The organism is Halorubrum halophilum (assembly GCF_000739595.1).
Classification (GTDB): Archaea; Halobacteriota; Halobacteria; order Halobacteriales; family Haloferacaceae; genus Halorubrum; species Halorubrum halophilum.
Genome location: NZ_BBJP01000005.1, coordinates 91,325 through 111,705 on the forward strand (window position 1 = coordinate 91,325; position 20,381 = coordinate 111,705).

General features: G+C 69.2%; 22 protein-coding genes. 13 read left to right on the top strand and 9 right to left on the bottom strand.

What is annotated here, in order from left to right; genetic code table 11:
• Nucleotides 1–113 precede the first annotated feature (113 nt).
• Nucleotides 114–434 (top strand): DUF7536 family protein, encoded by a 321-nt coding sequence (locus tag ACP96_RS01760; protein WP_449272132.1) that lies wholly within the window; start codon nucleotides 114–116, stop codon nucleotides 432–434.
• A gap of 21 nt (nucleotides 435–455) precedes the next feature.
• Here the strand turns inward: ACP96_RS01760 and ACP96_RS01765 are convergent, their stop codons facing one another.
• A complete protein-coding gene (locus ACP96_RS01765; RefSeq protein WP_050025998.1) occupies nucleotides 456–737 on the bottom strand; it encodes a MarR family transcriptional regulator in 282 nt (93 codons plus the stop codon).
• A 263-nt stretch (nucleotides 738–1,000) separates the two neighbouring features.
• Between ACP96_RS01765 and ACP96_RS01770 the strand changes: the two genes are divergently transcribed.
• The 6 genes from ACP96_RS01770 (at nucleotide 1,001) to ACP96_RS01795 (ending at nucleotide 7,208) form a co-directional block, all read left to right on the top strand.
• Nucleotides 1,001–1,309 (top strand): EMC6-like membrane protein, encoded by a 309-nt coding sequence (locus ACP96_RS01770; protein WP_050025966.1) that lies wholly within the window; start codon nucleotides 1,001–1,003, stop codon nucleotides 1,307–1,309.
• Between the two features lies 1 nt (nucleotide 1,310).
• Nucleotides 1,311–3,131 (top strand): ribosome biogenesis/translation initiation ATPase RLI, encoded by a 1,821-nt coding sequence (locus tag ACP96_RS01775; RefSeq protein WP_050031888.1) that lies wholly within the window; start codon nucleotides 1,311–1,313, stop codon nucleotides 3,129–3,131.
• Nucleotides 3,132–3,323: 192 nt separating this feature from the next.
• Nucleotides 3,324–4,007, top strand: a complete 684-nt coding sequence (locus ACP96_RS01780) for a DUF4129 domain-containing protein (protein ID WP_050031889.1) — start codon at nucleotides 3,324–3,326, stop codon at nucleotides 4,005–4,007.
• Nucleotides 4,004–4,873, top strand: a complete 870-nt coding sequence (locus ACP96_RS01785) for a DUF7269 family protein (protein ID WP_050025971.1) — start codon at nucleotides 4,004–4,006, stop codon at nucleotides 4,871–4,873. Before ACP96_RS01780 ends, ACP96_RS01785 begins: the two co-directional genes overlap by 4 nt.
• Entirely contained in the window at nucleotides 4,870–6,381 is a 1,512-nt protein-coding gene (locus ACP96_RS01790; RefSeq protein WP_050031890.1) for a DUF58 domain-containing protein, read from the top strand. The genes ACP96_RS01785 and ACP96_RS01790 overlap by 4 nt, the downstream gene beginning before the upstream one ends.
• The gene (locus tag ACP96_RS01795) at nucleotides 6,378–7,208 is read left to right on the top strand and encodes a DUF7519 family protein (protein WP_237561590.1); all 831 of its coding nucleotides are present in this window, start codon (nucleotides 6,378–6,380) and stop codon (nucleotides 7,206–7,208) included. Before ACP96_RS01790 ends, ACP96_RS01795 begins: the two co-directional genes overlap by 4 nt.
• A 3-nt stretch (nucleotides 7,209–7,211) precedes the next feature.
• On the opposite strand, the gene ACP96_RS01800 is transcribed toward ACP96_RS01795, so the two are convergent.
• Entirely contained in the window at nucleotides 7,212–8,165 is a 954-nt protein-coding gene (locus ACP96_RS01800) for an AAA family ATPase (RefSeq protein ID WP_050025974.1), read from the bottom strand.
• Nucleotides 8,166–8,741: 576 nt separating this feature from the next.
• On the opposite strand from ACP96_RS01800, the gene ACP96_RS01805 reads away from it, so the two are divergent.
• Nucleotides 8,742–9,008, top strand: a complete 267-nt coding sequence (locus ACP96_RS01805; RefSeq protein WP_050025976.1) for an HAH_0734 family protein — start codon at nucleotides 8,742–8,744, stop codon at nucleotides 9,006–9,008.
• A gap of 31 nt (nucleotides 9,009–9,039) precedes the next feature.
• Here ACP96_RS01805 and ACP96_RS01810 read toward each other — a convergent pair whose 3' ends face one another.
• The 3 genes from ACP96_RS01810 to ACP96_RS01820 form a co-directional block, all read right to left on the bottom strand.
• Nucleotides 9,040–9,639, bottom strand: coding sequence for an L-threonylcarbamoyladenylate synthase (locus ACP96_RS01810; protein ID WP_050025978.1), 600 nt, complete (start codon nucleotides 9,637–9,639; stop codon nucleotides 9,040–9,042).
• A gap of 88 nt (nucleotides 9,640–9,727) precedes the next feature.
• Nucleotides 9,728–10,237, bottom strand: coding sequence for a redoxin domain-containing protein (locus tag ACP96_RS01815; protein ID WP_050025981.1), 510 nt, complete (start codon nucleotides 10,235–10,237; stop codon nucleotides 9,728–9,730).
• A 1-nt stretch (nucleotide 10,238) separates the two neighbouring features.
• Nucleotides 10,239–10,499 (bottom strand): glutaredoxin family protein, encoded by a 261-nt coding sequence (locus ACP96_RS01820; protein WP_050025983.1) that lies wholly within the window; start codon nucleotides 10,497–10,499, stop codon nucleotides 10,239–10,241.
• A gap of 139 nt (nucleotides 10,500–10,638) precedes the next feature.
• Here ACP96_RS01820 and ACP96_RS01825 point away from each other — a divergent pair, with 139 nt between their 5' ends.
• Nucleotides 10,639–12,033, top strand: coding sequence for a hemolysin family protein (locus tag ACP96_RS01825; protein WP_050025984.1), 1,395 nt, complete (start codon nucleotides 10,639–10,641; stop codon nucleotides 12,031–12,033).
• A gap of 98 nt (nucleotides 12,034–12,131) precedes the next feature.
• On the opposite strand, the gene ACP96_RS01830 is transcribed toward ACP96_RS01825, so the two are convergent.
• Nucleotides 12,132–12,917: an aldo/keto reductase gene (locus ACP96_RS01830; RefSeq protein ID WP_050026000.1), complete on the bottom strand. Its 786-nt coding sequence runs from the start codon at nucleotides 12,915–12,917 to the stop codon at nucleotides 12,132–12,134.
• 179 nt (nucleotides 12,918–13,096) lie between these two features.
• Here ACP96_RS01830 and ACP96_RS01835 point away from each other — a divergent pair, with 179 nt between their 5' ends.
• Entirely contained in the window at nucleotides 13,097–13,339 is a 243-nt protein-coding gene (locus ACP96_RS01835; RefSeq protein ID WP_050031891.1) for a hypothetical protein, read from the top strand.
• Between the two features lie 24 nt (nucleotides 13,340–13,363).
• Here the strand turns inward: ACP96_RS01835 and ACP96_RS01840 are convergent, their stop codons facing one another.
• The 3 genes from ACP96_RS01840 to ACP96_RS01850 form a co-directional block, all read right to left on the bottom strand.
• On the bottom strand, nucleotides 13,364–15,946 hold the full coding sequence (locus ACP96_RS01840) for a heavy metal translocating P-type ATPase (protein WP_050031892.1): 2,583 nt from the start codon (nucleotides 15,944–15,946) through the stop codon (nucleotides 13,364–13,366).
• Nucleotides 15,947–15,948: 2 nt separating this feature from the next.
• Nucleotides 15,949–16,776: a sulfite exporter TauE/SafE family protein gene (locus ACP96_RS01845; RefSeq protein ID WP_050031893.1), complete on the bottom strand. Its 828-nt coding sequence runs from the start codon at nucleotides 16,774–16,776 to the stop codon at nucleotides 15,949–15,951.
• 86 nt (nucleotides 16,777–16,862) lie between these two features.
• On the bottom strand, nucleotides 16,863–17,288 hold the full coding sequence (locus ACP96_RS01850; RefSeq protein ID WP_050026777.1) for a plastocyanin/azurin family copper-binding protein: 426 nt from the start codon (nucleotides 17,286–17,288) through the stop codon (nucleotides 16,863–16,865).
• A gap of 341 nt (nucleotides 17,289–17,629) precedes the next feature.
• On the opposite strand from ACP96_RS01850, the gene ACP96_RS01855 reads away from it, so the two are divergent.
• From ACP96_RS01855 to truD, 3 genes are all read left to right on the top strand, one after another.
• Entirely contained in the window at nucleotides 17,630–18,451 is an 822-nt protein-coding gene (locus ACP96_RS01855; RefSeq protein WP_050026789.1) for a bacteriorhodopsin, read from the top strand.
• A gap of 117 nt (nucleotides 18,452–18,568) precedes the next feature.
• Complete coding sequence (gene pth2 / locus ACP96_RS01860; RefSeq protein ID WP_012659808.1) at nucleotides 18,569–18,907, top strand: peptidyl-tRNA hydrolase Pth2; 339 nt, start codon at nucleotides 18,569–18,571, stop codon at nucleotides 18,905–18,907.
• Nucleotides 18,908–20,380 carry a tRNA pseudouridine(13) synthase TruD gene (gene truD / locus ACP96_RS01865; RefSeq protein ID WP_050031894.1) on the top strand — a complete coding sequence of 491 codons (1,473 nt, stop codon included), beginning with the start codon at nucleotides 18,908–18,910 and terminating at the stop codon, nucleotides 20,378–20,380. It begins immediately after the preceding gene.
• Nucleotide 20,381: the final 1 nt, after the last annotated feature.

Sequence of the window (20,381 nt, forward strand, 5' to 3'; positions counted from 1 at the left end):
TGATCGTCATCCGATGTCGGAGCCGGCCCGCCGTACTCTCGCCTCCGAATTCCGATCGTACTCTCGCCTCTGAATTCCGATGGCTCTTTGCGCGCGCGCTCGCAAGAGCGCCCGTGAGCGACGACAGTTCGGCCGACCGATCGACCAAGCCGCCGATGCTCGTGCTCTTGGAGTCGCTGGCGTTCTACCGGAACGTCCGCGTCGGGCTCGCCGTCGGCGCGCTCTTCGCGGTCCTCCTGTACGCGGTCCGGACGCTGGAGCTGCTCGGTCCGGTGATCGACACCCGTGACTACCCGCTGTTCGGTCCCGACGTGTGGTTTCTGCTGCTGGCGTTCGTTCTGGCGGCGACCTTCGCGCTGCTCGTCGCGATCGCGCTCACCGTCGCCGAGGCGGTACGGGGAGCGCGGGACGTGACCGGGGAGAACGGCGAGTAGAAGACCCGAGAGGCGCGGCGGTCAGTCGGCGGTACAGGAGGCGTCGCACTCGTCGCCGGTGAACTCCTGTGCGGGCTCGGTGAGCTTGTAGAGGTTCTGCCGGGCGTCCGCGAAGTAGACGTCCTCGTCGACGATGTCGATCCCTTCCAGCCGTTCGAGCGCGTAGCGGACGGTCCGAGCCGACAGCATCGACTCTTGGACGATCCCCTTTTGCGTCAACGGCCCGTTGTACTCGAGCACCTTGAAGACGAGCTTGGCGCTCGGCGGGAGGTCGTCGAGGCCCTCCGTTTGGGTTCCTTCCATCGTCACGAACTGAGACCGCACATCGGCATAAATGTTGATGCGTCTCCGCGTTCAAACGGGCGTTTCGCCGCCCAAACCAGCTGTTCTTGCCGGTTATTGCCGCAGTATGCGGTAATATATTCTGGCAAATCCCCGGCAGACTGACCAGTCAGTCAGCGACGGTGCTCGCGCGCGCTTCCCCGGCGGTCGTCTGCGGGGATCGATCTCGGACGGTACCTCGGCGGAACGAACGGCTTTTCACCTGTGCTCGCGGATCCGTTGGTATGAGCGACGACTCGGGGATAACGGGCCATACCCGAAGCGTGGTCGTCACGACGATCTGCTGTCTCGCGGGGATCGCCGCCGGCGTCGTCTCGGCCGCGTACGTCGGGACGGAGCCGGTCGACGCGGCCAGCACCACGATTGTGCTGGTGATGGGCGCGTTCGTGCTCGCCCAGTACCCGCTGTACAAGGCGATCGGCGTCGGCGACTTCGGGGCCAAGGACAACCTCTACGTGGCGTTTCTGACGTTCACGCTGTGGTTCATCAGCTACACCGTGCTCGCGACGTCCGGCGTCGAACTGGTGGTCTGAGATGGCGGACGACAGCATCGCCGTGGTCGACCTCGATCGGTGTCAGCCTGACCGGTGTAACTACGAGTGTATGAAGGACTGCCCGCCCAACCGGACGGGCAAGGAGTGCATCACGAAGCGCGGCGAGGACGCCGCCGAGGGCGACCCGGACCAGATCCACATCTCCGAGGAGATCTGTCTCGGCGAGACCTGCGGTATCTGCGTCAACTCGTGCCCGTTCGACGCGATCGAGATCATCAATCTCCCCTCCGAACTCGACGACGAGCCGGTCCACCGCTACGGCGACAACGCCTTCTCGCTGTACGGGCTCCCGACCCCGGAGCCGGGCAACGTCACCGGCATCCTCGGCCCGAACGGGATCGGGAAGTCGACGGCTGTCCACGCGCTCGCCGGCGAGATGGTCCCGAACCTCGGCGACCACGCGGCCGACGGCGACTGGGAGCGCGTCCTCGACCGCTTCCGCGGCACCGGGTTACAGAACTACCTCGCATCGCTGAAGGAGGGCGACGTGACGGTCGCGCGCAAGCCGCAGTACGTCGACCAGATCCCGAACCAGTTCGACGGCAACACCCGAGAACTGCTGGAGCGCACAGATGAGCGCGGCGCGCTCGACGAGCTGATCGACCGGCTCAACATCCGGCCGGTGATGGACCAGCCGATCGACTCCATCTCCGGCGGCGAGCTCCAGCGCGTCGCCATCGCGGCGTGTCTCGCCCGCGACGCCGACTTCTACTTCCTCGACGAGATCACGCCGTACCTCGACATCGGCCAGCGGATGGTCGTTGCCCGGCTCATCCGCGAGCTCGCGGACGACGACGCCGCCGAGCGCTCGATGCTCGTCGTCGAGCACGACCTCGCCATCCTCGACCTTCTCGCCGACACCCTCCACGTCGCGTACGGGGAGCCGGGGGCGTACGGGGTCATCACCGACCCCAAGTCGGTCCGCAACGGGATCAACGAGTACCTGAAGGGCTACCTCGACAACGAGAACATGCGGATCCGACCGTCCGCGATCACCTTCGAGGAGCACGCCCCGCGGGTCTCCTCGCGGAGCGAGACGCTGATCGAGTACCCCGAGCTCACGAAGTCCTACGGTGAGGGCGAGTTCGAACTGCACGTCGAGGGCGGCGAGATCAACCGCTCCGAGGTGCTCGGCGTGGTCGGGCCGAACGGGATCGGGAAGTCGACGCTCGCGAAGCTGTTCGCGGGGTCGCTGGAGCCGGACGAGGGCGAGCTCGACTTCGCGCTCGACATCGCGTACAAGCCGCAGTACATCGACATCGACCAACCGATGCGCGTCGACGCGTTCCTCGCGTCGATCACCGACGAGTTCGGCAGCTCCTACTGGAACACGGAGATCGCTCAGCCGCTCCAGCTCGACCGCGTGATGGAACAGAACCTCTCCGACCTCTCGGGTGGAGAGCGCCAGCGCGTCGCCATCGCGGCGTGTCTCTCTGAGGACGCGGACCTGTACCTCCTCGACGAGCCTTCCGCGCACCTCGACGTGGAACAGCGGGTGCGCGCGACGACGGCGATCCGCCGGTACGCGGAGAACCACGACGCGACCGTGATGGTGATCGACCACGACATCTACATGATCGACCTCCTCGCTGACCGCCTGATGGTGTTCGACGGCGAGCCGGCCGAGCGCGGGCACGCGACCCCGCCCCAGGAGATGCGCGAGGGGATGAACGAGTTCCTCGCGGACCTCGACATCACCTTCCGCCGCGACGAGCGGACGGGTCGCCCCCGGATCAACAAGCCGGGCTCGCAGCTCGACAGTCAGCAGAAGCGCGACGGCGAGTACTACTACTCCGGCTAGTCGCTCGGACCGACCGCTCCGGTCACGGGAGGTCGTTCGCCCCCCGGTTCATTTCCCCATAGCGATGGCCTCGCGGTCGTTACGGTCCGTATACTAAACCCTCTTTAGCGCATCCCAACCGCGAATGCAGTTGGTCTTCACCGAGTCGTCGCCGAGTAGCGGCTGTCACTCCGTCACGTCGTCTCTCGCCCTATGAACCGGTCACAACTCCTGTCGGCGCTGATCGCGCTGCTGGCGATCACGTCGTTGAGCGTCGCGTCGACGACGCTGGAGACGAGCCTGACGACCGATCCGGACGACGAGATAAACCCGGACTGGGGTAGCCTGCCGATAGGGCAGGGCGACGCGGCGGCGATTCAGGAGTCGATCGAGAGCGGGGGCGGGGAGAGCGACGCCGAGACCGTTAGCGGTTCCGCCGGCGGTGCGGTCGCGGTCGATGAACGCTCGCTCCTCGACCGCCTGATAGGGCTGTTGAGTCGGCTCTTCCGCGTCCTCCTGCCGGTTGTGGCGGTTCTGACACTGGCCGCGCTGGCGTATCGGTACCGGGACGTTCTGGCCGACCGCTTCGGGCGCGACTCCCGAACGACCCCCGCCGCCGAGGCGCGACCGGCGGCCGGACGCTGGCCCGGGACGCCCCCCGAACACGACGTGGACCGGGCTTGGGTGGAGGTGATACGTCGGCTGAACCCGGATCGGCCCGAGACGACGACCCCGGACGAGTGCCGGGCCCTCGCTCGCGTTCGAGGCGTCGATCGCGACGCCGTCGAGCCGATCGTCTCCGCGTTCGAGAACGTGCACTACGGCGGATACTCGGTCGAGACCGAGATCGGCCGGGCTCGCGAGGGGCTCCGCGCGCTGGAGGGCGGTGTGAAGTGAGCGACCCGACCGATGCGGACACACGCCGAGTCGACGCGGAGAGGCTGATCGCCCGCCTCGGTCGTGTGACTCGCGCCCTGCTTCTCTTGGTAGGGGTCGCGACGCTCGGCCTCGGACTGCTCGTCGCCTTCGATCCGGAGACGGAGGGCGTGCTCCGGATCGACGCGGCGATCGAAGCCCTCGGGAGCGACTACGTGGTGCTGGCGGTGTTCGGCCTTCTGGCGGTCGGACTCGCGTTGCTCCTCGTGGCGGTACGCCGCGTCCGCGGCGTCAGCGAGGCGACCCCCCCGGCCGTCGAGGGCGTTCTGACGGCGACGTATCCCGGCGCGTCGTTCGACCGCGCCGGTGGCGGGCGACTGCGTCGGTTCTTCTCCACCCGGTCGACAACCGACCGTCGCGATCGGATCCGGGAGGCGGCGATCCGGGCGACGACGCGCGCGGAGGGTTGTTCGCGGACCGACGCCGGACGTCGCGTCGACGAGGGAACGTGGACGAGCGACCCTGTCGCCGGGGCTTACCTCTCCGCGTCGGGGCGCGGGGTCTCGGGCGGTACCCGCTCCGGCTGGGGGGTCGCCCGCGGCGGCGAGCCGGCCGACCGAACCGTCGACGCCATCTTGGCGAAGACGCCCGGCGAGCGATCGGCGGTCCGGGACAGTGATCGGGCCGAGGACGAGAGTCTGAACGGGGCGACCGTTCGGAATTCGGATCGGGATACCGACCGGAATTCCGAACGGGACACAGTTCCGAATCCGGATCGGGACGCGAACGCGCGGCCGAACACTGACCGGGACGCGGATCGGGACACCGACCGAGTTTCGAACCGCGGTTCTGACGGGCGGTGGACAACGCAGGAGAGGGCCCAATGACGCACGGCATCGCCGCCCTCCGTCGCTGGCTCGACAGCTCAGAGCGTCCCGAACGGACCGCGGTCGACAGGAGGGCTCAACGGGGGTCTGTGGCCAGAACCGACGGCGGCGTCACAGTCGACCCGGCGTCCGGCGCGAGCCGATCGTCATCGGTTCGGTGGACCGGTCGTTGGCGCGGGATCGCCGCCGTCGCGCTTCTCGCGGTGGCGATCGGTCTCCTCGCGAAACGACCCTCGCTGTTGCTGGTCGGCGCTCTCGCCGGCGCGTACGCCGCCTACCCGCGTCTCACCGCGATTCCCGACCCCGACCTATCCATCCGACGGGAGATAGATCCGGCGTCGCCGGCGGACGGCGAGCGGGTGTCCGTGCGGACGACGGTCACGAACGAGGGAGACGCGCTCGCCGACGTCCGGATCGTCGACGGGACCCCGGCGATGCTCTCGGTTTCGGGCGGATCGCCGCGACGCGCGACGGCGCTACTTCCGGGCGGCGAGGCGACGATACGCTACGAACTCCGGGCGCGCCCGGGTCGCCACGCCTTCCGGCCGGCGACCGTGCTCTGTCGCGACGCGAGCGGGTCGGTGGAGGTCGAACGCTCGCTCCCCGCGGCGGACTCCTTCGAGTGCGAAGCGGCGGTTCCGGACGTCCCGCTGCGCGGACAGAGCAGTCACCATCCGGGTCCGCTGGTCACCGACGAGGGGGGCGAGGGGATCGAGTTTCACTCCGTCGAGACGTACCAGCGCGGGGATCCCGCGAACCGAATCGACTGGCGTCGATACGCGCGGACCGGCGAACTCACCTCGATGGAGTTCCGCACCGAACGGCTCGCGGAGGTGGTGGTGTGCGTGGACGCGCGACCCGCGTCGTACCGGGCCGCGGCCGCGACCGAACCCCACGGCGTCGCGCTCGCCGTCGACGCCGCCGGCCGCATCGGCGACGCGCTGTTCGACGCGAATCACCGGGTCGGCCTGGCCGGGTTCGGACGGCACGTCTGCGTGCTTCCGGCCCGGAGCGGTCGCGACCACGTCAGCCGGTTCCACCGTCGGCTGGCGACGGATCCGGCCTTCGAGCTGGATCCGCCGGAGACGGCCCGCACGGCCGAGCGGGATGGCGGAACGGTCCCGTCCCGACTCGTCACCGGAGACGGTCCGAACGGCGATGGCCTCGGTGACGACGAAGTCGACGGGGCCGACGGGGCCGTCTCGGTCGACACCCAGCTGTCCAGAATACGGGCCGAGTTCGGGTCGAACACGCAGGTCGTGTTGATCACGCCGCTGTGCGACGACGAGGCCTCCCGCATCGCCCAGCGGTTCGAGGGCGGTGGGACCGCCGTCACGGTCGTCAGTCCCGACGTCACCGCGGCGGAGACCGCGGGGGGGAGGCTCGCTCGACTGGAGCGGGCGAACCGGCTGAGCGTGCTCCGGAACGCGGGCATCCCCGTCGTCGACTGGGCATCGACCCAGTCGCTGGGCGCGGCAATGACCGCCATCGAGGGGAGGGGCCGATGACGGCGTCAGACGCGCCGGGATCGGAGGCGACGTCCGACGGGACGAGACCGACGACAGCGCCCGACGCGACGGGATCGACGACAGCGCCCGACGCGACGAGACCGACGACAGCGCCGGACGGGGCGACCCCTCGGTTCGTTCGTCGACCGACAGTCGCGAGCGGCGTCATCGCCCTCGTCGCCGGGAGCGTCGCCGTGGCCCTCGTTGCCGACGCGTCCCTCCAGCGGGAGATCCTTCGGCTGGCCGTCGTCGGCGTCCTCGCCTTCGGGATCGGAGGACGACTCGTTCGTCGCGGCGTGACGGCCTTCGGGGCGCTGGGTGCGCTGGTCGCGCTCGGCGGAGGGATCGCCGTTCTCGTCGCGACGGGACAGGCGGTCACGCGGCTCCCGCAGGTCACTCATCGGATCGAGTTGCTGCCCGGGATCGTGGGGCTGTGGATGCTTTCCGCGGCGCTCGCGCCGGTTCGGTTCCGGTGGAGCCGGGCCCTGATAGACGTCGGCACCGGCCTCGTGTTCCTCGGCGTGCTCGTGACGGGGGTAACACGGGGGGCGGGCACCACCGCGCTCCTGCTCGCGACGCTCGCGACGATCCTCGCGTGGGACGCGGCCGAGAACGCGGTGTCCGTCGGCGGCCAGATCGGTGTTCAGCGCGGCGCGAGGACCGTTCGGGCCGAACTCGCTCACGCGGGGGTCGCCGCGGGCGTCGGCGCGGGCGCCATCGCGGTCGTGCTCGGGGTGGCCCGTCTCGGTATCGACGGCCTCCCGTTCGGCGCGCTCGTCGCGCTCGTCGTCGGCAGCGTGATCTTGGTCTTCGGCTCCAACCGGTGACACTCAGGGGCGCAGCTGCGGCACCGGCAGATCCGAGAGGATATCGTCGACGATCTCCGTCGTCGAGACGCCCGAAACGCGCGCGTCGGGGGTCACCACTATCCGGTGGGCCAACACGGGCGTCGCCATCGCCTTCACGTCGTCCGGCGTCGCGTAAGCCCGACCCGTGAGCGCGGCGTGGGTTCGCACGACCTCGAAGAACCGCTGGATTCCCCGCGGCGACACGCCCGTGTTCACGCGCTCGTCCGTTCGCGTCGCGCGGGCGACGTCGACGAGGTACTGCCGAACCCCGTTCTCCACGCGGATCGACTCCGGAACGCGCCGGAGCTGCGTGAGCGTGTCGAGCGAGCAGACCGTCCCGACCGACGGCGAGGAGGCCTGACGACCCGCGCGGCGGTCGATCAGTTCGAGTTCGCCGGCTCGGTCGGGGTAGCCGAGGCTGGTCTTGACGATGAACCGGTCCTTCTGGGCGGCCGGGAGCTCGAAGGTCCCGTCCATCTCGACGGGGTTCTGCGTGGCGATGACGACGAACGGGTCGGGGAGTGGGTGAGTCTCGCCGTCGACGGTGACCTGCCCTTCCTCCATCGCCTCGAGGAGCGCCGCCTGGGTCTTCGGCGGGGCTCGGTTGATCTCGTCCGCGAGTACGACGTTCGCGAACACCGGCCCGGGCTGGAACTCGAAGCTCCGGGCTTTCTCGTCGAAGACGTTCGAGCCGATGACGTCGGACGGCAGCAGGTCGGGGGTGAACTGGACGCGCGAGAAGGAGACGTCGACCGCGTCCGCGAACGACCGCGCCGTGAGCGTCTTTCCGGTTCCCGGGACGTCTTCAAGCAGGACGTGGCCGTCGGAGAGCAACCCGACGAGAATCGTCTTCAGCGTCGACCGCTCGGTGACCACGGCCGCGGCGATCTCGTCGAGGATCTCGTCGCTCCGTCGCTGCACAGTCGCAGGATCCATACCGATCGGACCGGCGTCGACCCGTTGGTTATAGCCCTCCTAAACGCGGATTTGGTCGTCGTAACCCGCTTTTCGGTTCCGTTAATAACCCGTTTTCAGACGGATTCCCTGTCCGAAACGGCCGGTCGCTGAAGCGTGCTTCGTGATCGATAGCGGGAGTGGCTGTTGCAGATCGATGGCGCCGATACGGTATTTATAAGCAGTAAGCGACGGCGACGATCGATTATAAAATCGGTGTGGTGGCGCGCCCCGGTGAGCGGCCCACTGGACCGCTCATCGACGGTGTGAGGTCGCCGGCGCTGTGCGCCGGCTGCCAGAGGGATCTTCGGTCCCTCGCTGGAGTCGCTGGCCGCGAGTCGTCGTGGCTGGGGCTTCGGAGGCGTTCACGGACGATCTGACCGAAATTGCTTATAAATACCTCCCAGTGACACGCCGTTCCTACTTATAAACGATCGCTCAACCACACTGAGACACGTCCCCCCGCGTTCCGCGAATCGGTGTTGACGGCCGCCCTCTACACGTCCGCGGATCCGCCGTACCGAAGCGATTAAGCACGGAAGCCGCAAACGACGGAGTATGCAACACCTCATCATTCGCGGCGACCCCGGGATCCGGCGGGACGCGGTGATCGAGTACGAGGGCGAGGAGCTGGTGTGCTTCGGGATCAACGTCCAGGGCGGCTGGCACGGCCCGGACGAGCCGCAGCTCTGGTGTACCGTCGGCACCGAAGACGAGCGCGAGGCCTACGACAAACGCGAGTACGTCCCGCACTGGCTCGACGTCGACACGGTCGACGCCGAGGACCTCGACGTGATCAAAGCGAAGGGCGAGCTGTCGGTCTAGCGGCGGCGTTCTTCTGCGATTTCGACGTTTCCTACAGCGGCGGGTCGTCCAGCCACGCCTCGATCGCGCCGGCCATTGCGCCGCGGCGGTGGATCGTTCTCTTCTCGGGGTCGACCACGGTGCTCTCCGTGCCGGGCGTCTCGCCGCCGTCGACGACGACTGCGACCCCCTCGCGGATCCGGTCGTCGAGGTCGTCGAGGCGTGTGACGCTCCCGCGCCCGGAGACGTTCGCGCTCGTCGCGGTGAGCGGGCCGGTCTCGGAGAGCAGGTCGCGGGCGAGGTCGTGGTCCGGCACCCGGATCCCGACCCGGTCGCGTCCGGCGGTGAGCGCGTCGGGGACCGCGTCGCCGCGCTCGACGATCACGGTCACAGGCCCGGGGAGGAACGCCCGGGCGAACGCGACCGCGAACTCGGTGGGTTCGGTGTGGCGGAGCGCGGCGTCGACGCTCGGAACCCCGAGCGAGAGCGGTTTCGAGCGCTCTCGGCTCTTCAGCTCGAACACCCGTTCGACGGCGTCGGGGTCGAGGGCGTCGCCGCCGAGCCCGTACACCGTCTCGGTGGGGTAGACCACGAGGTCGCCGTCGGTGACCGCCTCGGCGGCTCGTCGGAGGGCGTCGCTGTCCCGTGTCACAGGGTTCGGTTCGTGACGGCCGCGAAAAAGGGTGACGAGTGGGGGCGAAGCGTGCGGGCCGCCGGAAGTGTCGGGCGCCGTCCCGGAATCAGTCGACGAGTCGCTCGACCGCGTCGTCGATGGCCTCGGCGTCGGGGAACTCGGGATGTTCGCTCGCGACCCACGCGAACTCGACACTGCGGTCGGCGTCGAGCAGGAAGACGGCCGGGCGGGTCTCGGTGATCCCGGTCATGCCGTCGATGTCATGCGCGAGGCCGTACTCCTCGATCACGCCCGCGCCGGGGTCGGAAAAGGTTCGGATCCCGTCTCCCCGCTCGGCGAGCAGGCGCTTGTGGGCGTACGGCGTCGAGATCGACAGGCCGAGGATATCAAGGTCGTCGGCCCAGCCGTGGTCGTCGACCGTGTTGTAGAGGTACGTCGCCTGAAAGGCGCCGTTCATCGGGTGGAACAGCAGGAGGGTCGGCCCGTCGACGACATCGCCGAGCGCGCGGTCCTCCCAGTACTCCTCGTCGACGAGCGGTCGGGTGAAGTCGGGTGCCGTGTCGCCCTCGGCGACGTGGTCGATCTCCGGCAGCGAGACGACGTCGAAGTCAGGCATCTCAGGCACCCCCTTCGGCGTAGGTTCCCTTCAGGTACTCCACGATGTTCGCGCTCTCGGACATGGTCACGCCCGTCTCGCGGTCGACGATCGCCGGCACGCTGCGGGCACCGGAGACGCGCTTGACGACGTTGCGCTCGGAGTGCATCGGCTCGACGTACCGCGACCGGTACTCCACGTCGAGCTCGTTCAGGGTGCGGACGACACGCTCGCAGAAGGGACACGCCTGCAGTCGGTACAGGGTGATCGCTGGTTCGCTCATGTCCCGTCGTTCGCCGGCGAGACAGGTAATCGTGTCGCCGTCGGTACTCGAGACGCCCGAGCGGGCTCGCCGTGGCAGCCGTCGTCGGGGGTGTCCGAAGGGAACGCTTTAATCGCGGGGAGACGGAACACAAACGAATATGGGCTTGTCGTCTAGCGTGCCGGTGGCCGACCTCCTCCAGATACCGATCCCCGGTAACGGCGTCGTGACCGCGCTCGGCGTCGCCGCGATTCTCGTCTTGGTCGGGCTGTCGGCGTTCTTCTCCTCGTCGGAGATCGCGATGTTCTCGCTGCCGCAACACCGCATCGACAGCCTCGTCGACGAGGGCGTCCCGGGGGCGGAGACGATCCGCGACATGAAGCAGAACCCCCATCGCCTGTTGGTGACGATCCTCGTCGGCAACAACATCGTCAACGTGGCGATGACCTCCATCGCCACCGCGCTGTTCGGGATCTACCTCTCGCGGGGGGAGTCGGTGCTGGCGACGACGTTCGGGATCACGACGCTCGTGCTGATCTTCGGCGAGAGCGCGCCGAAGTCCTACGCCGTCGAGAACACAGAGTCGTGGGCGCTCCGGATCGCCCGCCCGCTGAAGCTCTCGGAGTACGCGCTCTACCCGCTCGTCGTCCTCTTCGACTACATCGTCAAAGGGGTCAACAAGGTCATCGGCGGCTCGGCCGCCATCGAGTCGACGTACGTGACCCGCGACGAGATCCAAGACATCATCGAGACCGGCGAGCGCGAGGGCGTCATCGAGGAGGAGGAACGCGAGATGCTCGACCGCATCTTCCGCTTCAACAACACCATCGCCAAGGAGGTGATGACGCCCCGTCTCGACGTCACCGCGGTCGCGAAGGAGTCCTCCGTCGAGGAGGCGATCGAGAAGTGCATCCAGGCGGACCACGAGCGCGTCCCCGTCTACGAGGGGAACCTCGACAACATTATCGGCGTGGTGACCGTCCGCGATCTGGTGCGCGAACTCCGCTACTCCGAGGGCGAGCCCTCGCTGGAGCGCGTCGTGAAGCCGACGCTGCACGTCCCCGAGTCGAAGAACGCCGACGAGCTACTCGCGGAGATGCAGGAGAACCGCCTCCAGATGGTCACCGTCATCGACGAGTTCGGGACCACGGAGGGGATCATCACCCTCGAAGACATGGTCGAGGAGATCGTCGGCGAAATCTTAGAGGGCGACGAGGAGGCTCCGGTGGAGTTCTTAGAGGACAACGTCGCCGTCGTGCAGGGCGAGGTGAACATCGACGAGGTCAACGAGATGCTCGGGATCGACCTCCCCGAGGGCGAGGAGTTCGAGACGCTCGCCGGCTTCGTGTTCAACCGCGCCGGGCGCCTCGTCGAGGAGGGCGAGGAGATCGAGTTCGACGGGATCCGGATCCGGATCGAGCGCGTCGACAACACCCGGATCATGTCGGCGCGCGTCACCGTGCTCGACGCCGAAGCGGTGGCCGAGTCCATCGAGGAGGACGAGGCGGCGGAGTCGAGTGACGGGCCCGAAGCGACCCCGAGCGACGCGGAGTGAACGCTGAGTGCGATCGGTGGGCGGTGGTGAGAGTCCCCCGGTAATTCGGTCGATCGCTTATAAGTTGCCAGTTTGTTTAAAAATAAATCGTCGCTCGCTTACCAGTCCGGGCCGAAGTCGGGGTCGATCTGGCGGTCGGTCCGGCCGAGGTCGTCGATCCGCTGGAGGTCCTCGTCGTCCAGTTCGAGCCCGAGGCTCGCCCAGTTGTCGCGGAGGTGGTCCTCGCCGGTCGCCTTCGGGATGGCGGTGACGCCCCTCTCGCGGAGCCACGCGAGGCTCACCTGCGCGGCGCTGACGCCGTGCTTTTCGGCGATGTCGCCGATCGTCGGGTCGTCGAGGATCTTCCCGCGGGCGAGCGGCGAGTAGCCGACGAGTTCGACGTCGTTGGCGTCGGCGTATTCGCGAAGCTCCTCCTGTCGGAGCAGCGGATGCATCTCCACCTGGTTCGCGAACGGCGTCTCACCGAGGGCGTCGGTCGCGGCGTCGAGGTGCTCCGGCTCGAAGTTCGAGACACCGATTCGGTCGATCAGGCCGTCGTCGCGGAGCTCCGCGAACGCGGGCAGCGTCTCCTCGGGGTCGTACTCGCCGGCCGGCCAGTGGACGTACAGCAGGTCGGCGTACTCGGTGTCGAGCTTCTGGAGGCTCTCGCGGGTCGACGCGGCCACGTCCTCGGGCGCGAGGTTGTCGAGCCACACCTTCGTCGCGAGGAACACGTCGTCGCGGTCGACGTCTGCGGCGGCGATTCCCTCGCCCACGGCGGCCTCGTTCCCGTAGGCCTGAGCCGTGTCGATGTGGCGGTATCCCGTCTCCAAGGCCGTTTTGACGGACTCGACGCACTGCGCGGGGTCGTCGTTCTCCCACGTCCCGAGCCCGAGCGCCGGCATCCCGTCGGCGGTCGGCACGTCGAAAGACTGCGGCTCCTGTGACATACGCAGCGGTAGTCGCGTGAGGGGAAAGTCGCTTGCGGTCCCGGCGGTCGATCGGGGGATCGTCTCCGCGGTTATCGGGAGACGAGAACCGACGAGATGCCTATATCCGCCGACGTTGTAGCTCGAACCAAGAGATGGTGAGCCGCTACGACAAACAGCTGATAGCGATGGCCGCCGTGCTGCTCGCCGGCGCGCTCGCGGGACTCCATCCGGCCGTAGCGTTTCAGCAGGGGCTCGCAGCGGGAAGCGCCGCGTCCACGCTGGTTCTGTACGAGGCCGTGTTCCGAAATCCGCCGACCGAACCGGCTCGACACCGGAACGCGGCCTTGGGTATCGTCGGACTCGGCTGGCTCGCCACCCTCGTACTGGCGCTTTGACACCCGGCCACCGCGATCGAGTACCTACTCCAGCAGCGCCCGCGAGGAGTTCGCCACGACGAGCAGGCTGGACGCGCCCATCGCGACCGCGGCGAACAGGGGATTGAGAAGACCGGTCACCGCGAGCGGGATGGCGACCGCGTTGTAACAGAACGCCCAGCCGATGTTCCCCTTCACGCGCCGGCCCGCGGCCCGCGAGAGCTCGAAGACGGTCGCCACGGAGCCGAGGTCGTCGTCGACGATCGCCACGTCGGCCGCGTCGGCCGCCATCGCGGTTCCCCCGCCGAGCGCGACGCCGAGGTCCGCCGCGGCGAGCGCGGGCGCGTCGTTGGTCCCGTCCCCGACCATCACCGTGAGCCCGCTCGCCTTCAGCCGCTCGACCGTCTCGGCTTTCCCCTCCGGCGGCACGCCCGCGAACACCGACGATATCGCGTCGTGCTCGCTGAAGACGGTCGCCGCGCGCTCGTCGTCGCCCGTCAGCACGACGACCTCGACGCCCGAGTCGGCGAGCTCGGTCACGGTCTCCGCCCACCCCTCGCGCAGCTCGTCGCCGACCACGACGACTCCCGCCGCGGCGCCGTCGCGGCCGACGGCGACCGGGACGCGACCCACGTCGCGGGCCGCCGCGACCGCCTCGCGGATCCCGGCGGAGACTTCCCACCCGCGCTCGTCGAACAGGTCCGGGTGGCCGACGACGACTTCGACGCCGTCGACGACGCCGGAGACGCCGCGGGCGTGGCTCTCGAAGTCCGTGACTGCGAGGGCGTCGTCGGCGTCCGGTTCGTCGACCGTCTCCGCCGACTCCACCTCCCCGCCGTCGGCGACCGCAGGCGACGCGCCGCCGGAGTCCGACGCGGATTCGGGGGAGCCGAACGCGCCGTCGCTCCCGCGCGCCGCGGCGATCGCCTGCCCGACCGGGTGCGCCGAGCGCTCCTCCAGCGCGGCGGCGAGCCGGAGGAGGTCGTCGTCGAGATCCGTCGAGACCACCCGCATCTCGCCGGTGGTGAGCGTCCCCGTCTTGTCGAAGACGACGGTGTCGGCGCCACGGAGTCGCTCGAAGACGGTGTCGTCGAAGATCACGATGGAGCGTTCGAGCGCGTCGCGGATCCCGGCGGCGACCGCGAGCGGGGTCGCGAGCCCGAGCGCGCACGGACACGAGACGATGAGCACCGTGAGCCCGACGAGCATCGCCTCCGTCATCCCGTTACCGAGCGCGAGGTTGGCCCCCGCGGCGAGGAGCGCGACCGCGAGCACGACCGGGACGAACACCGTCGCGAGCCGGTCGGCGAGCTTCTGGACGCCGTGGTTCCCGCTCTGGAGGTCCCAGACGAGCTCGGCGACGCGGTCGAGGCTGGAGGTCGCGTCCGGGCCGACCTCGACCGTCAGCGACCCGTCCGCGACCACGGAGCCGCCGACCACGGCGTCGCCGGGCGTCTTCCGGACCGGCATCGACTCGCCCGTGACGACCGACTCGTCGACCGCGGCGTCGCCAGCGACCGCATCGCCGTCGACCGGGACCCGATCGCCGGCGCGCACGAGCAGCCGGTCACCGGGCGCGAGGTCGTCGATGGCGACCTCTTCGGTCTCGGCCCCGACGCCGCCCGCGCTCCCGTCGCCGTCCGCCCCCTCGCCGTCACCGACCAGCCGCCGAGCGCTGTCGACCTGCACCGCGGTGAGATCGGAGAGGAGCTCGGTCGCCCGCTTCTTGATCGAGTCCTCGTAGTGGTTGCCGACGGTGACGATCACGATGATCGCAACGGTCACGTCGTAGTAGATCGACGGCGACTCGACGAAGATCACCGCGAGCGTGCTGTAGACGTACGCGCTGACCGCCGCGATCGCGACGAGGAGGTCCATGTTCGGCGACCGCGTCTTCGCGCTGACGTACGCCCCTCTGAGTATCGGCTTCCCCGTGACGAACAGGACCACCGTCGTCAGCACGCCGATCACGATGAAGAAGTACGTCCCCGACGAGGAGGCCATCGCCTGGTTGAGGTACTCCAGGGTCCGCTCGTTGTAGAAGGGGAACGCGAAGTACGTCGGGTAGATGATGACGATGTACTGGAGCATCACCGCCATCCCGACGAGCACGCCGGCCGCGAGGCGCGCCGTCGCCATGTTGTCCGCCTGTCGGCGCGAGAAGGCGTCGTCCCGGTCGTACGCGCTGTAGCCGAGCCCGCTCACCGCCTCGGAGAGGTCGTCGGTGGTGACGGCGTCGGGGTCGTGGTCGATCCGCACTGTGTCCGTGACGTAGCTCGCGCTGGCGGCGCTGACGCCCTCGGTCTCGGTCGCGACCGTCTCGATGAACGCCTCGCAGGTGGCGCAGTGCATCCCGTCGACTTCGAGGAACGTCGCCTCGTGGTCGGCGGGGACCGCGTCGCCGCCGGCACCGCCGCCGGTCTCGTCATCGTTCCCCTGCCGCCGCTCGCGCACCGCCTCGGCGTCGACGTCGACATCGCCGAGCGTCTCGTACACGTCTCGGCAGCCGGTACAGCAGAAGCGGTTGCCCTCGTCGTCGACCACGTCGACGCCGTCGGTCGGGAGCTCACAGAGGGTGCAACCGGGCGCCTCGTCGTCGGTCCGGTCGGCGGGCGCCGACGCGTCCATTCTCACATCCCCCCCGCCATCCCGGCGTCGAGCGGGTTCCAGAAGGGCAGGCTCGGGTGCGGCACGTGGACGCCGACCGCCATCAGTCCGTGCGCGAACAGGACGTAGCCGAGCGCCACGAAGGCGACGCCGAGCAGGCGGTGGACCCGGCGACGGTGGACCGCGTCGACGCCCTCGATGACGGTCCCGTAGAGGAAGACCGCGGGCATCGTGCCGACCCCGAGCGCGCCGAGTGCGAGCGCGCCGCTGACGGCGGAGCCGCTGGCGAACGCGTAGAGGTACGCCGGGTAGAGGATCGGACACGGGAGCAGCCCGTGGACCGCGCCGAGCCCGACGATTCCGGGGCCGTTGGCGAGGCGGTCGACGTGGCCGGTGAGCCAGCCGGTGACGCGGTCGAGGCCGGGGAGGTGGATCCCGCCGGTCGCGCCACCGAGTGCGTACCGGACGCCGACTACGATTACGGCCGCGCCGACGCCGAGGCCGACGACGCCGCGGACCGCCTCCGCCGCGCCGGTCAGCGTCGCGGTCGTGACGAGAACGGCCCCGCCGAGCGCGCCTAGCGCCGCGCCGATAGTGGCATAGCTCGTCGCGCGGCCGAGGTTGAACAGCGCGTGCTGGCGGACCTCGTAGGTCGTCAGGTGGCTCCCGCGGCGGTCATCCGTCGCGCCGGCAGTAGGCGATCCGCCGTCGGCGCGCTCGCTCCCCTCGCGCATCCGGCCGGCGTACACCGTGACCAGCGGGCCGCACATCCCGATGCAGTGGGCGCCGCCGAGCAGCCCGATAGCGAGGAACAGAAGCACGTCGGTCCCGAGGAGCGTCGAGATGTCCATGAGGGTTGGTTACCGAGTGTTGGCGTCGCGGGCGCTAATGGGTTTCGTCGGGCGGGACGCCGGCACGTCGGGTCGGTGTCGGCGCATCACTCCTCCACGAACACGGTCGCGTACATCCCGCCGGTCTCGTGCGGGATGCAGACGTAGTCGTAGCGGCCGGGGACCTCGAAGGTGTGCGAGAATCGGTCGCCGCTCTCCAGCGCGCCGCCGAAGTCGGAGGGCCACGCCTCGCGGGCGCTCTCCTCGTCGTCGAAGCCGCCGGAGGCGAAGTAGTCGGCCGCGTCGGGGATCCCGCCCCCGTAGGCGGTGACGGTGTGCCTCCGTACGCTCGTGTTCTCCCAGACGACGGTGTCGCCGACGGAGACGGTCAGCTCCGCCGGACGATACGCGTCGGCGACCATTCCCACGTCGTAACCGGGGTCGCCGCCGACGGCCGAACAGCCGGCGAGGGCGGTCGTCGCCGCGACGCCCCCGGCCGCGCCCAGCCGTCGGAGGAACCGTCTGCGGTGCATATCTTATCTGGGGGCCTGAGCGGTTTCAATATCGCGGTCGACCCCGCCGAGTGAGAATATCCCGCCTGCGGACGGCGCGACCGCGATTACGCGGTGTCTCGCCGGCGACACCGCAGCCGGTCCCCCGAATCGGGCGGCGATCGCCGGAGCGCGGAAGCGATCGTTCACCGCCGGGAGACGAGCAACACACTCGGCATACTCCGGTTCGGAGTCGAGGTTTGTCGGTGAAAACCTAACTGGTTAGGTTGGTCTATTTAGTTGGGTCGTTGCGTAGGTGTGGGTGTTGCATGATCCGAACAGCAGCGGCTGACGCGTTCGCGCAGGGAATCGTCCCGCTTGAGATGACCCAAACCGAGATCTTCGAGTACATTCAGGCCGATCAGCTCCTGAGTGCGTCGCTCTGGGTGAATATTGCCCTCGCGGGCCTGTCGATCCTCCTCTTCGTCTATATGGGGCGGAACGTAGAGGATCCCCGCGCTCAGTTGATTTTCGTCGCCACGCTGATGGTGCCGCTCGTCTCGATCTCCAGCTACACGGGACTCGTGTCCGGAATCACTGTCGGCTTCCTCGAGATGCCGGCCGGCCACGCGCTGGCCGGGGCCGGGACCGGACCGGAAGGCGGCGTGTTCACTCCGTGGGGGCGGTACCTCACGTGGGCGCTGTCGACGCCGATGATCCTCATCGCACTCGGCCTCCTCGCCGGGTCGAACGTGACGAAGCTGTTCACGGCCGTCACGGCCGACATCGGGATGTGTATCACGGGCCTCGCGGCCGCGCTGACCACGTCCTCCTACCTGCTGCGCTGGGTCTGGTACGGTATCAGCTGCGCGTTCTTCGCCGTCGTCCTCTACATCCTGCTCGTCGAGTGGGCAGAGGACGCCGAGATCGCCGGCACCGCCGAGATATTCAACACGCTGAAGATCCTCACCGTCGTCCTCTGGCTCGGTTACCCGATCGTCTGGGGGCTCGGCGCCGAGGGGCTCGCGGTGATCCAGTCGCCCGCCGTCACCTCGTGGGCCTACAGCGGGATGGACATCATCGCGAAGTACCTCTTCGCGTTCCTCCTGCTGCGCTGGGTCGCCGACAACGAGAGCACGGTCGCCGGCATGGCGCCGAGCCTCGGCTCGGCCTCCCGCGGCGGCGCGGCGCCGGCCGACGACTGACGACGCGGTCGCGTTCGCTCTTTCGCGGATTCTTTTTCGCCCCGTCTCGACGCTCTCAGCCGCCGGCACGGCGGACGAGAGAACAGAGCTAAACCCGCGGCGGCGGTGGAGAGACACATGAAACAGGCCATCGTCGCCCGCACCGACATCGGCATGGGCGAGGGGAAACTCGCCGCGCAGGTCGCGCACGCGTCGCTGTCGGCGTACCAGGACGCCGGCCGACGCGTCCGGAAGAAGTGGCAGGGCGAGGGACAGAAGAAGGTCGTTTTAAAGGGAGACTCCGAGAGCCAGCTGTTCGAGCTGGCCGACAAGGCCGACAAGGAGGGGATTCCGTACGCGATCATCCGCGACGCCGGCCACACCCAACTGGAGCCCGGAACCGTTACCGCGCTCGCCGTGGGACCCGCCCGCGACGACACCGTCGACCGCGTGACCGGCGACCTCTCGCTGTACTGAATGGTCCCCACTACTTCCCTCCGCGAGGCACATCCGGCCGAGCGCGCCGCGGGCATCGACCACTACGTCAGCGACGCCGACGGGATCGGCGGCCGGCTCCGCGAGTCGCCCGAGGACTTCCGCGTCCGGGAGCTGGAGGCGTTCGAGCCGGAGCCGCTCGGCGCCGATACCGGGAGCTATCCCGAGCTCGTCGTCCGCGTCACCCTCCGCGACTGGGACACGAACGACTTCGCGCGCCGGATCTCTGACGCTCTCGGAATCAGCCGCGAGCGCGTCTCGTGGGCGGGGACGAAGGACAAGCGCGCCGTCACCACCCAGCTGTTCACGCTCCGCGAGGTCGACCCCGACGACCTCCCCGAGATCCGCGGCGCCGAGATCGAGCCCCTCGGTCGCGCCGGTCGCGGGCTCTCGTTCGGCGACCTCGCGGGCAACGCCTTCGAGATCCGAGTCGCCGACGCGGTCCCCGAAGCCTCCGAGCGCGTCGCCGACGTGGTGAGCGACCTGCGGGCGTTTGACGGCGACGAGGAAGAAGCGGCGGCGAGCGACCCGGACGACATCGACGCCGCCACCGTCGGCGTCCCCAACTACTTCGGCCAGCAGCGCTTCGGGAGCCGCCGGCCCGTCACCCACCGCGTCGGGCTAGCGGTCGTCAGAGAGGACTTCCGCGAGGCGGTGCGGCTGTACGCCGGTAACCCCTCGCAGACGGAGCCCGACGACACCCGCGCCGCGCGGAATCGCGTCGACGCCGCGTTCGGGGTCGGCGAGGGTGACGCGGCGGACGACGCCGGCCCCGCCGCCGACGGCACCGGCGACGGCGACTGGGAGGCCTGCCTCGATGCGATCCCGGGCAAGCTCCGGTTCGAGCGCTCGATGGTCCACCGGCTCGCCGAGCGCGACGCGGCTCCCGACGCGCCGCCGACCCACGACGACTGGCGACACGCGCTGGAGGCGGTCCCCTCGAACCTCCAGCGGCTCTTCGTCAACGCCGCCCAGTCGTTCCTCTTCAACCGAATCCTGAGCGAGCGCCTGCGCCGCGGGCTCCCGTTCGACCGCCCCGTCGCCGGCGACGTGGCCTGTTTCGCCGACGGGGACGCGCCCGACGAGCTGTACGCGCCCGACACGGACCGGCTCCAGCGGGTCGACGAGGACCGAGTCTCGGTCGTTTCCCGCCACTGCGAACGCGGCCGAGCGTTCGTCACCGCGCCCCTCGTCGGCACGGAGACAGACCTCGGCGACGGCGAGCCGGGCGAGATCGAGCGCGAGGTTCTCGCCGACGCCGGGATCGAGCCCGCCGACTTCGCGCTCCCCGGCGAGTTCGACTCGTCGGGCACCCGGCGGGCGATCCTCCTCCGGAGCGACCTCGACGTGACGTTCGAGGGCGGCGACCCGCGGTTCGCGTTTGCGCTCCCGAGCGGGTCGTACGCGACGGTGCTGCTCCGAGAGTTCACGAAGAGCGGGCCGCTCGACCTCTGAT

Coding starts and splice junctions, on each gene's coding strand:
- ACP96_RS01765 (WP_050025998.1), bottom strand. CDS start 737: ATGGAAGGAACCCAAACGGAGGGCCTCGACGACCTCCCGCCGAGCGCC.
- ACP96_RS01770 (WP_050025966.1), top strand. CDS start 1,001: ATGAGCGACGACTCGGGGATAACGGGCCATACCCGAAGCGTGGTCGTC.
- ACP96_RS01775 (WP_050031888.1), top strand. CDS start 1,311: ATGGCGGACGACAGCATCGCCGTGGTCGACCTCGATCGGTGTCAGCCT.
- ACP96_RS01780 (WP_050031889.1), top strand. CDS start 3,324: ATGAACCGGTCACAACTCCTGTCGGCGCTGATCGCGCTGCTGGCGATC.
- ACP96_RS01790 (WP_050031890.1), top strand. CDS start 4,870: ATGACGCACGGCATCGCCGCCCTCCGTCGCTGGCTCGACAGCTCAGAG.
- ACP96_RS01795 (WP_237561590.1), top strand. CDS start 6,378: ATGACGGCGTCAGACGCGCCGGGATCGGAGGCGACGTCCGACGGGACG.
- ACP96_RS01800 (WP_050025974.1), bottom strand. CDS start 8,165: ATGGATCCTGCGACTGTGCAGCGACGGAGCGACGAGATCCTCGACGAG.
- ACP96_RS01805 (WP_050025976.1), top strand. CDS start 8,742: ATGCAACACCTCATCATTCGCGGCGACCCCGGGATCCGGCGGGACGCG.
- ACP96_RS01815 (WP_050025981.1), bottom strand. CDS start 10,237: ATGCCTGACTTCGACGTCGTCTCGCTGCCGGAGATCGACCACGTCGCC.
- ACP96_RS01820 (WP_050025983.1), bottom strand. CDS start 10,499: ATGAGCGAACCAGCGATCACCCTGTACCGACTGCAGGCGTGTCCCTTC.
- ACP96_RS01825 (WP_050025984.1), top strand. CDS start 10,639: ATGGGCTTGTCGTCTAGCGTGCCGGTGGCCGACCTCCTCCAGATACCG.
- ACP96_RS01830 (WP_050026000.1), bottom strand. CDS start 12,917: ATGCCGGCGCTCGGGCTCGGGACGTGGGAGAACGACGACCCCGCGCAG.
- ACP96_RS01835 (WP_050031891.1), top strand. CDS start 13,097: ATGGTGAGCCGCTACGACAAACAGCTGATAGCGATGGCCGCCGTGCTG.
- ACP96_RS01840 (WP_050031892.1), bottom strand. CDS start 15,946: ATGGACGCGTCGGCGCCCGCCGACCGGACCGACGACGAGGCGCCCGGT.
- ACP96_RS01845 (WP_050031893.1), bottom strand. CDS start 16,776: ATGGACATCTCGACGCTCCTCGGGACCGACGTGCTTCTGTTCCTCGCT.
- ACP96_RS01850 (WP_050026777.1), bottom strand. CDS start 17,288: ATGCACCGCAGACGGTTCCTCCGACGGCTGGGCGCGGCCGGGGGCGTC.
- ACP96_RS01855 (WP_050026789.1), top strand. CDS start 17,630: ATGACCCAAACCGAGATCTTCGAGTACATTCAGGCCGATCAGCTCCTG.
- pth2 (WP_012659808.1), top strand. CDS start 18,569: ATGAAACAGGCCATCGTCGCCCGCACCGACATCGGCATGGGCGAGGGG.
- truD (WP_050031894.1), top strand. CDS start 18,908: ATGGTCCCCACTACTTCCCTCCGCGAGGCACATCCGGCCGAGCGCGCC.